The 12,098-nt window shown below is 67.7% G+C and carries 9 protein-coding genes; 6 read left to right on the top strand and 3 right to left on the bottom strand.

The genetic code is table 11. From position 1 onward, the window contains the following. Nucleotides 1-11: 11 nt before the first annotated feature. The 3 genes from CFB41_RS35455 to dctA all read left to right on the top strand — a co-directional run bounded on the left by CFB41_RS35455 (nt 12) and on the right by dctA (nt 3,664). Nucleotides 12-1,193 carry a fumarylacetoacetate hydrolase family protein gene (locus CFB41_RS35455; RefSeq protein ID WP_089459899.1) on the top strand — a complete coding sequence of 394 codons (1,182 nt, stop codon included), beginning with the start codon at nt 12-14 and terminating at the stop codon, nt 1,191-1,193. A gap of 172 nt (nt 1,194-1,365) precedes the next feature. Next, nucleotides 1,366-2,289, top strand: a complete 924-nt coding sequence (locus tag CFB41_RS35450) for a LysR family transcriptional regulator (protein WP_089443889.1) — start codon at nt 1,366-1,368, stop codon at nt 2,287-2,289. Nucleotides 2,290-2,323: 34 nt separating this feature from the next. Next, nucleotides 2,324-3,664: a C4-dicarboxylate transporter DctA gene (gene dctA, locus CFB41_RS35445; protein ID WP_089460131.1), complete on the top strand. Its 1,341-nt coding sequence runs from the start codon at nt 2,324-2,326 to the stop codon at nt 3,662-3,664. Between the two features lie 24 nt (nt 3,665-3,688). Here the strand turns inward: dctA and CFB41_RS35440 are convergent, their stop codons facing one another. Together CFB41_RS35440 and CFB41_RS35435 are read right to left on the bottom strand one after the other, a co-directional pair. Further along, nucleotides 3,689-4,471: a substrate-binding domain-containing protein gene (locus CFB41_RS35440; protein ID WP_089460130.1), complete on the bottom strand. Its 783-nt coding sequence runs from the start codon at nt 4,469-4,471 to the stop codon at nt 3,689-3,691. Between the two features lie 67 nt (nt 4,472-4,538). Continuing rightward, nucleotides 4,539-5,834 (bottom strand): MFS transporter, encoded by a 1,296-nt coding sequence (locus CFB41_RS35435; RefSeq protein ID WP_089443888.1) that lies wholly within the window; start codon nt 5,832-5,834, stop codon nt 4,539-4,541. A gap of 359 nt (nt 5,835-6,193) precedes the next feature. Here CFB41_RS35435 and CFB41_RS35430 point away from each other — a divergent pair, with 359 nt between their 5' ends. The 3 genes from CFB41_RS35430 to CFB41_RS35420 all read left to right on the top strand — a co-directional run bounded on the left by CFB41_RS35430 (nt 6,194) and on the right by CFB41_RS35420 (nt 11,595). Further along, on the top strand, nt 6,194-7,714 hold the full coding sequence (locus CFB41_RS35430) for a diguanylate cyclase (protein ID WP_089459898.1): 1,521 nt from the start codon (nt 6,194-6,196) through the stop codon (nt 7,712-7,714). A gap of 147 nt (nt 7,715-7,861) precedes the next feature. Beyond that, entirely contained in the window at nt 7,862-9,448 is a 1,587-nt protein-coding gene (locus CFB41_RS35425) for a methyl-accepting chemotaxis protein (protein ID WP_089459897.1), read from the top strand. A 185-nt stretch (nt 9,449-9,633) separates the two neighbouring features. Then, a complete protein-coding gene (locus CFB41_RS35420) occupies nt 9,634-11,595 on the top strand; it encodes a phosphatase PAP2 family protein (protein WP_089459896.1) in 1,962 nt (653 codons plus the stop codon). Nucleotides 11,596-11,803: 208 nt separating this feature from the next. On the opposite strand, the gene CFB41_RS35415 is transcribed toward CFB41_RS35420, so the two are convergent. Then, nucleotides 11,804-12,085 carry a hypothetical protein gene (locus tag CFB41_RS35415; protein ID WP_089459895.1) on the bottom strand — a complete coding sequence of 94 codons (282 nt, stop codon included), beginning with the start codon at nt 12,083-12,085 and terminating at the stop codon, nt 11,804-11,806. Nucleotides 12,086-12,098 lie beyond the last annotated feature (13 nt).

Here is a 12,098-nt window from a genome sequence, read left to right as displayed (position 1 = left end):
CCGAGCTGACCATGCGTACTCTTTCCGTTTCCGACTGCCTGCCGCACGACCTGGCGCAAGCGCTGCTGATCGGCCGTGTGTGGCGGCACGACGGCGCCCATGCGGGCCCGAGCGTCGTTGCCGTGCGCAACGGCGAAGTGATCGACATCACGCGCACCGTCGCGACCACCGCGGACCTGTTCGACCGCCCCGACGCCGCCGCCCTCGCGCGCACGGCGCCCGGCGAATCGCTCGGCCGCGTCGAGCCGCTGCTGCAGGCGGCGCTCGACGGCACGCGCGCCGCGACCCATCTGCTCGCACCGTGCGACGTGCAGGCCATCAAGGCCTGCGGCGTGACCTTCGCCGTCAGCCTGATCGAGCGCGTGATCGAGGAACAGGCCGGCGGCGACCCGGTGAAAGCAGCGGACGTGCGCGCGACCATCACCGCCACCATCGGCACCGATCTGTCGAAGATCGTGCCGGGCTCGGACGCGGCGATGCGGCTGAAGGCGGAACTCGAGCACCGCGGCGCGTGGTCGCAATACATGGAAGTCGGCATCGGCCCCGATGCCGAGGTGTTCTCGAAGGCGCAGCCGATGTCGGCGGTGGGCTTCGGCGCGGACGTGGGCCTGCTGCCGGTATCGGTCTGGAACAACCCCGAACCGGAGATCGTGCTCGCGGTTGCCAGCGACGGCAGGCCGGTGGGCGCGACGCTCGGCAACGACGTGAACCTGCGCGACATCGAAGGCCGCTCGGCGCTGCTGCTCGGCAAATGCAAGGACAACAACGGCTCGTGCGCGATCGGCCCGTTCGTGCGGTTGTTCGATGACGGTTTCACGCTGGACGACGTACGGCAGGCCAGCGTGTCGCTGCGCGTCGAAGGCGCGGACGACGGCTTCGTCCTCGACGGCATCAGCCACATGCGCGAGATCAGCCGCGACCCGCTCGACCTCGTCGCGCAGACCTGCGGCGCGCATCACCAGTACCCGGACGGCTTCATGCTGTTCCTCGGCACGATGTTTTCGCCGATCCAGGACCGCGACGCGCCCGGCGGCGGATTCACGCATCACCTGGGCGACCGCGTCACCCTCTCCACGCCTACACTCGGCGCACTCGTCAACACCGTGCGGCTGTGCACCGAGATCGCGCCGTGGACCTTCGGCGTGCGCGCGCTGTATGCGAATCTGGCCGCACGCGGCCTGCTTGCATCGTAACGCCCGGGGCCGTGACGCCCCCATCGACCTCGACGCGCGGCGGATCCACGGCCAGGCCGCCCCCTCACGCACACGGTTGCGATCGAGGGTGGCGCGGATGCGTGCCGCGCCGATGCGGCCGCCCGGCGAAATCATGCAAAATACGCCCCATCTGAGATGCGGAGACGCGCCCGTGGGGATCAACTTCGACTTGAACGACTTGCAGGCGTTTCGCGCGGTCGTGGAAACGGGCAGCTTCCGAAAGGCCGCGGAGTCGGTCAGCATTTCCCAGCCCGCGTTGAGTCGCCGGATCGACAAGCTCGAGGAAGCGCTCGGCGTGCGCCTGTTCGAGCGCACCACGCGTCGCGTCGCGCTCACCACGGTCGGCCGCGTGTTCGCGCAGAGCGCCGAACAGCTGCTCGACGATCTCGACGCGGCGCTGCTCGGCATTCGCGACGTGTCGTCGAGCCGCCTCGGCCATGTGACCATCGCGTGCGTGCCGTCGGTCGCCTACTACTTTCTGCCGGCCATCATCGCGCGCTATCATCGGCGCTTTCCGCGCATCCGGGTCAAGCTGCTGGACGCGAGCGCGAACGAGGTGCTGGGCGCCGTCATCAGCGGCGAAGCCGATTTCGGCGTGAGTTTCATGGGCAGCCAGGAAGCCGACATCGAGTTCAAGATGCTGCTCCAGGAACGCTTCGTCGCTGCGTGCCGCCGCGACCATCCGCTCGCGCGCAAGAAGCGCGTGACCTGGAACGAACTGTACGAGCACGATTACGTGTCGGTGGACAAGACTTCCGGCAACCGCCTGTTGCTCGACCAGGCGCTGGCCGCCGTGGCGCCGCGCGGGCCGAGCGTGTGCGAAGCGCGCCACGTGACGACCCTGCTCGGCTTGATCGAGGCCGGGCTCGGCGTCGCCGCGGTGCCCTCGATGGCGATGCCCGGGCACGACCATCCGATTCTCACGAGCGTGCCGCTCGTCGAGCCGGTCGTCAAACGCCGGGTGGGCATCGTCAAGCGGCGCGGACGGCCGCTCACGCCGGCTGCCGAAGCGTTTCACCGGATGATCGTCGACGCGAAGCGCGACGGCATCGCAAGCAGCGATGCCTCGGCGTGACGACGACACAAGCGACACGAAGGAAGACCGTTCCGTGAGGTTGGCCACGCTGCTCAAATCGCTCTACGTGCAGGTCCTGCTCGCGATGCTGCTCGGCGTGACCGTCGGTCACGTGTGGCCTGACGCAGGCGCGAGGCTCAAGCCGCTCAGCGACGCGTTCGTCGGGCTCGTGCGGATGACCATCGCGCCGATCGTCTTTTGCACGATCGTCTCGGGCATCACGTCACTGGCGAACGGGAAGGCGATCGGCCGCACGATCGTTCGCGCGCTGGCGCTCTTCTATCTGCTGACCGCCGTCGCGCTCGCCGTCGGGCTCGTCATCGCGTTCGTGCTGCGCCCCGGCGCCGGCCTGCACATCGACGTTCACCACCTCGACGCGAGCATCCTCGCGCAGTACGCGAAGGAGGCGCAGCCGCGCGGGCTCGTGGCATTCGGGCTGAGCGTGATCCCCGAGACGATGCTCGGCGCGTTCCAGCAAGGCGAGGTGTTGCCGGTGCTGCTGCTGTCGCTGCTGTTCGGCTTCTCGCTGAATGCGCACCGGCGGGCCGGCCAGCCCGTGCTTGCGCTGATCGACGGGGTCGCCCAGGTGGTCTTTCGCGTGCTCGCGATGATCATGCGGCTCGCCCCGCTCGGCGCGTTCGGCGCGATGGCCTTCACGGTGGGCCGCTTCGGGATCGGTTCGGTCGGCTCGCTCGCGAAGCTGGTGGTGTCCTTCTATGCGGCCTGCGCGCTGTTCGTCGCGCTCGTACTCGCGCCGCTCGCGCGGCTGCACGGCTTCGCGCTGTGGCGGCTGTTGCGCTACCTGCGCGAAGAGTTGCTCATCGTCCTCGCGACGTCGTCGTCGGAGCCGGTGCTGCCGCGCCTGATCGTCAAGCTGGAATCGCTCGGATGCGACAAGGGTGTCGTGGGTCTCGTGCTGCCGGCCGGCTATTCGTTCAACCTGGACGGCACCGCGATCTATCTGACGCTCGCCGCGTTGTTCATCGCGCAGGCGTGCGACGTGCCCCTTTCCGCGTCGCAGATCGCCGTGATGCTCGCCGTGATGCTGCTCACGTCCAAGGGCGCGGCCGGTGTTTCCGGAAGCGGGCTGGTGGCGCTGGTCGCCACGCTCGCCGTCATGCGCGACCTGCCCGTCGCCGGGGTCGCACTGCTGGTCGGCATCGATCGTTTCATGTCCGAGGCGCGAGCGCTGACGAGCGTGATCAGCAACGCGTGCGCGGTGATCTTCGTGTCGATGTGGGAACGCGCATGCGATCGCACGCGTCTTGCGCAGCGGCTCGCTGCCGGAGGGCCGGCCTCCCCGAACGGGGTCGATGCGGGCCGTGCCGCCGCAGAAGCCAATGTCGACGGTGACGGTGACGGGAAGGCGGTCTGACGCCAACCTTCCCGTCGATCATGCTCAATGAGCGGGGACGGAATCCAGCCCGGTCGATTTCACGTCGGCCTGAACATCAGGCGACGCGAGATAGTCGAGCAGTGCCTTCGCTTCCGCCGGATGCTGCGCGCCGACGGGGATGCCGGCCGCGAAGCGCGTGACCGACTGCAGCGATTCGGGGATCTTGCCGACGAAGGTCGCCCCCTTGACCGGCAGCAGCTCGCTCACCTGCTGGAAGCCGATCTCGTAGTCGCCGTTCGCGACGACCGATGCCACCGGAATGCGCGGAATCATCTTCGCCTTCGACTTCACCTGATCCTCGATGCCGAGTTTTTTGAACAGCTCGCGCTCGATGTAGACGCCGCTCGCGCTGTCCGAATACGCGATCGACTTCGCGTGCAGCAGCGCCTGCTTGAGACCTTCGGCGGAACCGACGTCGGGTTTCGCCGAGCCGTCGCGCACGACCACGCCGATGCGCGAGTCGGCCAGCTCGACGCGCGAGCCGGGGATCACCTTGCCCTGCTTGATCAGGTCGTCCAGCGCATAGCCGACCATGATGACGGCGTCGGCGGGCTCGCCGCGCGCGAGCCGGTTCGGAATCGCCTCGGGCGACTTGCCCATCGACGGGCCGAGCGCGGTATCGAGCGTGTTACCCGTCGTGGCGGCAAACCGGGGGCCGAGCAGCTTGTAGGCGGCGGTGAAGCCGCCCGAGCTCATCACGTGCAGTTCGGCGGCCTGCACGTTGGCGGCCATTGCCGTGGCCAGGACGAGCGCGGCCGCGCAAAATTTCGGAAGCAGGTTTCTCATGATCATGGTCGTGGTCGTGGTCGTGCGGATTCGTCTGGGTTGGCAAGCATTCCGGATGGCCCGGGCCTCAATGCGCGGGCGTCAGCGTCGCCGTGTGGCGACGATAGAGCGCGAACGTCGCCAGCAGCGCGCACACCGCGGCGAAGCTCATCCAGTAGCCCGGTGCGGCCTTGTCGCCGGTCGCGTGAATGAGCGCGGTCGAAATGGCCGGCGTGAAGCCGCCGAACACGGCGGTCGCGAGGCTGTACGCGAGCGAGAAGCCCGCGACGCGCACCTGCACCGGCATCACTTCCGTGAGCGCGACGACCATCGCCCCGTTATAGATCCCGTACATGAACGAGAGCCACAGGAGGACGAGCAGCATGTTGACGAACGACGGCGCGTGCGCGAGCAACGACAGCGCCGGGTAGGCGGTCACGACGGTGAGCACCGTCATGCCGACCAGCAGCGGCCGGCGGCCGATCCGGTCGGACAGCGCGCCGCCGATCGGCAGCCACACGAAGTTCGACACGCCGACGCAGAGCGTCACGAGCAGGCTGTCGGCGGTGCTCAGGTGCAGCACCGTCTTGCCGAAGGTGGGCGCGTAGACCGTGATCAGATAGAAGCTCGTGGTGGTCATCGCGACCAGCATCATGCCGGCCACCACGACGCCCCAGTTCTGCACCAGCGTCCCGAACACTTCCTTCATGCCCGGGCGATGCTTGCGCGCCTTGAACTCCTGGGTTTCCTCGAGGTTACGGCGCAGCATGAAGATGAACGGCACGATCATGCAGCCGACGAAGAACGGCACGCGCCATCCCCATGCGGCGATGGCCGACGCGCTCAACCATTGATTGAGCGCAAAGCCGAGGCCCGCCGCGACGACGATCGCGACCTGCTGGCTGGCGGATTGCCAGCTCGTGAAGAAGCCCTTGCGGCCGGGCGTCGCCAGTTCGGCGAGATACACCGAGACGCCGCCCAGTTCCGCGCCGGCGGAGAAGCCCTGCAGCAGCCGCCCGAGCAGCACGAGCGCGGGCGCCAGCAGGCCGATCGTCGCGTAGCCCGGCACGAACGCGATCAGGACGGTGCCGCTCGCCATGATGGACAGCGTGACGATCAGGCCCTTGCGGCGGCCGACATCGTCGATGTACGCGCCCAGCACGATGGCGCCCAGCGGCCGCATCAGGAAGCCGGCGCCGAACACGGCGAAGGTCATCATCAGCGACGCGAACTCGCTTTGCGCGGGAAAGAAGACGTTGGCGATCTGCGTGGCGTAGAAGCCGAACAGGAAGAAGTCGAACTGCTCGAGAAAATTCCCGGCGGTGACGCGGAAAACCGCAGCGGCCTTCGAACGGGCGTTCGGAAGGCTGGACGAGGGGTGCATCGGGTGTCTCCTGAAAATCCGGAAATAGGCGGGAGGGGTGGATCGATTGTCGTTTTCCGGCATGTTCGCTCGTCGCCGCGCAAACGATAAGTGCAATTTTTGGAAGGATTGATGTCGATGGGTTATCAATCGACGTGCCGGCGGCGCGTGTCGCCGCCCCTCGTTCCGCGCGCGGCGAACGCTCGATGCATCGCTTTGCGGGACCGGCCACGCGGGCTCGCACACGTTTGCGCTCCCGTGCGCGCCTGCCCGCGCCTATCGGCGGCCCTGCCGGCCTCGATTTTCTGTTAACCGTGCCGTTAACCCGGATTTGACCCGCGCCGGAACCGTCGCAACCGGCTTCCCCTACGAGCACGAGCATGCCCGCAACCACCTCGATCGAGAAAATCGCCGACTGGGCCGGACGCAACCATCTTGTCGTCGGCGCATTGGGCACGTTGATGTCGCTGGCGGCGCTCGGGATCAGCGCGGCGACCCTGTGGGTCGGGCGCAGCGAAGTGATCGAGCACGCGCACGAGACGTCGCGCAACGTCGCCGCCGTACTGGTGAGCCAGATCGCGCGCACCGTCGAGACGTCGAACAACGCGCTGGTCGCGCTCGCGTCCGATCTCGGCAAGCCCGCGGTGCGGCGCATGGATGCCGGGCTGCGGCACGACCTGCTGTTCGAGCGCACCGCCGCGCAATACGTGACCGGCATGGGCGTGACCGACCGGCACGGCCAGTTGATCGACGGCTGCTGCGGCACGACCCATCGTTGGGATTTCAGCGATCGCGACTACTTCAAGGTCCATCGCGATGCCGACAACGTCGGCCTCTACGTGTCCGAGGCGTATCGCGCACGCTCGCGCGACGGCAAGGAATCGATCGCGCTGTCGCGGCGCATCGAACGGCCGGACCATACGTTCAACGGCATCGCGGTGGTCGCCATCGACATCGCCTATTTCGAGCAGCTCCTGTCCGGGCTCGATGTCGGGCCGAACGGGGTCAGCGCGATCCTGCGCGCGGACGGTGCGATCCTCGCGAGAAATCCGTCGTTGAACGACAACCAGATGAACCACCTGCGTCGCTCGAAAGCGTTCGAGCGGATGGTGCACAGCGAATCGGGCTTCTACCCCGCTCGTTCGATCATCGACGGCACCAAGCGGCTGTATACGTACCAGCGGGTGCCGGGCACGCCGCTGATCGCCGTCGTCGCGCCGGCCGAGCGCGACGTGCTGGCGAGCATCACGCGCCTGTCGTGGACGGTCGGCGTGTCCGCCACCGTGATCAGCGCATTCTTCTGCGCGGTGGTCTGGCTGCTCGCGTTTGCGCTGCGGGACAACCTGCGCAAGCAGACGCTGCTCACGGATCTCACGCGGACCGATCCGCTGACGGGCTTATGCAACCGCCGCGCGCTCGATATCGCGCTCGCCGACGAATGGGAACGGCTGCAGCGCGGCAGCAACGGCAGCCTGTCGATCCTGTTCATCGATGCCGACCACTTCAAGCAGTACAACGACCGGCACGGGCATGCGGAAGGCGACACGGCGCTACGCTTTCTCGCCGAATGCATCCGCACCCACACGCGACGGCGCGGCGATCTGGCCGCGCGCTACGGCGGCGAGGAGTTCGTCGCGGTGCTGCCGGATACCGACGAAAGCGGGGCCGCTCAGGTCGCGGAGGCGATTCGCCGCGAAGTCGAACGCAACCGGCTCGACGGCTTCGCGGAAACCGTGCCGGCGTTCACCGTCAGCATCGGCTGCGCGACCGGCCATCGCGCGCGCCCTCCGTCAGTGCACGCGCTGTCGCATCAGGCGGACATGGCGCTTTATCGTGCGAAGCGCGAAGGCCGCAACCGGGTGTGTTGCGCGGAAACGGAGCAACACGCGCGCGTGGCTTGACCTGACCGGCCACGGATCGTGGCCTGCATCTTTTTCTCGGCAGCGGCCCCTACGCAAACGATTGCGTCTGACAACAGTCCTAAATTGTTCATGTACCAATCCGATAATAAGGAACGCTACTTGATATCAATGAAACTGGACCCCCACATGAATAATCGACGATTAACGGTTCGCACGAAGCTGACCCTGGCGTTCAGTCTCCTGACGTGCATGGTGCTGCTCGTCTCCATTCTCGGCATCGTATCGCTCGGCAATGCGAACGCGGCATTCGACCATTACGTCAACGGCACCAACGCCCGTGCCATCCTGGCGGACAAGGTTCGCGTCGCGGTCGACCGGCGTGCGATCGCCGCCCGCAACCAGGTGCTGGCGACCGCGCCGCGCGATGCGGACATCGAGAAGGACGCGGCGCTGCAGGCCGACCACGACGTCGGCGCGCTGCTGGGCGAACTGACGAATGCAGTGCGCGAGGGGAGCGGCGCGACCGACCAGGCCCGCGAACTGGTCCGGCAAATCGGCGCGGTCGAGGCGCAGTACGGCCCCGTGGCGCGCGCCATCGTCGACGCGGCGGCGAACAACCGCCGCGATCAGGCGATCACGATGATCAACGAACAGTGTCGGCCGCTGCTGGCCAAGCTTGTCAGCGCCACCGACGCCTATGCGACGTTCGCCCGCGTGCAAGGCGAGCAACTGGTGACGGAATCGGCCGACCGCTATGCATCACAACGACTGATGCTGATCGTCATGTGTATCACGGCGGCCGCCGCCGCCGCGATCCTGGGCGTCTTCATCACCCGCGGCCTGCTGCGCGCGCTGGGCACGGAGCCTGCCGTGCTCAGCGAGATCGCCGGCCATATCGCCGCCGGCGACCTCGGCGCCGAATCCACGACCGGCGCCGCGCCGGCCGGCAGCGTCCTGGCGTCGATGCGCGACATGCAGGCGAACCTGATCCGCCTGATCTCGGAGGTCCGAACCGCATCCGGTAACGTCGCGACGGGCGCCGGCGAAATCGCGTCCGGCAACCAGGACCTGTCGTCCCGCACGGAACAGCAGGCCGCCTCGTTGCAGGAGACCGCGTCGAGCATGGAGCAACTGACGTCCACCGTGCGCCTGAACGCGGACAATGCGCAGCAGGCGAGCGGGCTGGCCAACAACGCATCGGAAGTCGCCCAGCGCGGCAGCACGGCAGTCGGTCTGATGGTCGACACGATGACGGACATCAGCGCCGGCTCCGCCAAGATCGCCGAGATCACCGCGATCATCGAAGGGATCGCCTTCCAGACCAACATCCTCGCGCTCAACGCGGCCGTGGAGGCCGCCCGCGCCGGCGAGCAGGGCCGCGGCTTTGCCGTGGTGGCCAGCGAAGTCCGCAGTCTCGCGCAGCGCTCGTCGAGCGCCGCGAAGGAAATTCGCGAGCTGATCTCGGAATCGGTCCGGAAAGTCCAGGACGGCTCGCATATCGCGAACAACGCGGGCGAGACGATGACCCAGGTCACGCATGCGATTGCGCGCGTGACCGACATCATGGGCGAGATCGCGGCCGCGTCGAACGAGCAGAGCCGCGGCATCGAGCAAGTGAATCTGGCCATTACGCAAATGGATGAAGTCACCCAGCAGAACGCGGCGCTCGTCGAACAGGCCGCCGCCGCATCGAAGTCGCTCGAGGAACAGGGTGGCCGGCTTGCCGAGGCGGTATCGCTGTTCCGGCTCGACACGCGGGCGGCGGGCGCCTAGCCTTCCGCCGTGCGCGTGCCCGTGATGGACGCATCGAATCCCGCGCCCGACATGCTCAGCACCCGAAATTAACCAGATAGTGGGAATTCACGCGCATTGCATCCGATGCGAAACAAATCCGTAACGGCCGCGTAACGATCGCTCACCACAATCCTCCATCTTCGACCATCAGGATGGAGTCTTGCATGTTTGCGTCACGAAGCCGTTTCCCGCTGCACGTCGCAGCCTTGTCGAGTGCGATCGTGCTGGCTGCGTGCGGCGGCGGCGATGATGTCACGTCGACCAGCACCCTGGCGGCGGCCGTTCCCGCGCCGCCCGCCGACCCCGGCTTCGTCGACAGCGCGCCGATCCCGAGCGCGCCCGCGTTCGTCGACAACGTCGCGACCAACCAGCGCGGCGATGCACGCTATGCGACGCTGTCGACCAACGCCGCGGTGCGCGTGTTGAGCCGCTTCCTCGATCTCTGGCAGCCGGCGACGATGCTGGTCGATGCGGGCGTGAGCGCGCCGGCAAACGGCGCGTTTCCGGCCATCTCGCCGTCGACCTGCTCCGGGTTGCCGAACAGCGGCGTGTCGTGCGGCACGATCCTGAACGATGCGGTGCTGTCGGCCAACGTGCAGTACGTGGTCAACGCGACAACCGCCCGCACGTCGCAGCAGGCGGATGCCGCGTATTACGACGACCGGCGCGGCAAGGGTTACAGCGTGACCGACGGCATGGGCCCGCTCACCGCCGCGTGGCGCACCGCGGCCCAGCAGACGACCAGCATCACCAGCGTGCCCGCCGATGCGACGACCGTGCTGTACAACGACTCGGGCAACAACGTCGGCGTCGGCAGCAGCAGCGGCAACGCCAGCTTCGGGAAGGTCGTCGACCTGCTCAACGAAATGGGCAACAACGCGTCGACCGAACCGTCGAAGCGCTTCTTCAAATATGCGCGCCCGTACCGCTGGAGCACGAGCGTGATCGTCGCGCCGACGCTCGTGCCGGCCGAAAGCACGACGCCCGCGACCGACGGCGGTTTCATCAGCGGCCACACGGCCGAGGCTGTGCGCGACGCGACGACGATGGCGTGGCTCGTGCCGGAACGCTTCCAGGAAATGGTCAGCCGCGGCCTCGAACTGGGCGAGAACCGGATCCTCGCCGGCATGCATTCGCCGCTCGACGTGATCGGCGGCCGCATGCTCGCGCTGGCCGTCAGCGCGGCGAACCTGACCGCGTACGCCAATGACGCGCAGGCCGCGTACACGCAAGCCCATCAGACGCTGCAACAACTGACGGGGACCAGCGCCACGACCTTCTCCGCCTTTGCCCACTCCGGCACGACGGCCACCGACCGGTTCGCCGACTACACGACGAACAAGGCCGCGTTCCTGCGCCGCATGACGTTCGGCTTCGGCGCGCTCGAATCGACGGACGCGCCGCCGGTCGTGCCGAAGGGCGCGGAGATCCTGCTGCAGACGCGCTTCCCGTACCTGAGCGCCGACCAGCGGCGCGTCGTGCTGAAGACCACCGAAGTGCCGTCCGGCTATCCGGTCATGGACGATGCGGAAGGCTGGGGGCGCCTGAACCTGTTCGCGGCCGCCGACGGCTACGGCACGTTCAACGGCAACGTGGTCGTGTCGATGGATGCGTCGCAGGGCGGGCTCAATGCGGCCGACCTGTGGCGCAACGACGTCGCGGGCGCCGGCAAGCTGACGCTGCAAGGCAGCGGCACGCTGACGCTGGCGGGCAACAACCGCTACACGGGCGGCACGCAGGTGAGCGGCGGCACGCTCGCGGCCGCGTCGACGACGGCGTTCGGCAACGGCGACGTGTACGTCGGCTCGGGCGGCGGCGTGAAGATCGCGGCAAATGCACCGGTGACGATCGCGACCCGCTATACGCAGCTCGACAACACGACGCTCGAACTCGACATCGACGGCAACGGCGGCGGACGCCTGCGCGTGGGCGGCCCGCTCACCGTCACGGGCGGCACGCTGCACGTGAAATTCGTGAACGGCTACACGCCGAAGGCCGGCGACACCATCGCGCTGATCGACGGCGCGGCGACCGCCGCGAAGTTCTCGACGGTGACGGTCGACGGGTTCAAGGCCACGCCGGTTTATACCGCAACGGGCGTGTCGGTCACGCTGTCGGCGGCGTAGCCGGCAGCGAAGATCGATCCCGCAACGGCGCCGCCCAAGGGCGGCTTCGGCTTCGGCTTCGGCTTCGGCTTCGGCTTCGGCTTCGGCGTGGGCGTGGGCTTGGGCTTGGGCTTGGGCTTGGGCTTGGGCTTGGGCTTGGGCTTGGGCTTGGGCTTGGGCTTGGGCTTGGGCTTGGGCTTGGGGCTTGGACTTGGGCCCGAGCCTGGCCTCACGCGAAGCGCGCAGGCGCCGCCGTGCCGGCTTCGCACGACGGGCAAGACCGCGTACCGAAGCGCCGCTGCAGCTCGATGATCGTCGGCAGGTTGAAGTCGTGGACATCCGGCGTGGCGCCGCCCTGTCGCCGGTTCACCTCCACACACAGTTCCAGCGCACGCGCCCGCGTCTCGGCAAGCAAGCGCAGCGCCTCGCCGAGCAAGCCCTTCTCCAGTTCCGACAGCTGATCGCCGCGGCCGGCTTCGCCGGTCGCCGGCTTGCGCATGATGGTTTCCATCGCAACGTCTCCT

The organism is Burkholderia sp. AU33803 (assembly GCF_002223095.1).
GTDB lineage: Bacteria > Pseudomonadota > Gammaproteobacteria > Burkholderiales > Burkholderiaceae > Burkholderia.
Note: the sequence above shows the minus strand (reverse complement) of the source record. Positions and strands in the feature narration are given on the sequence as shown.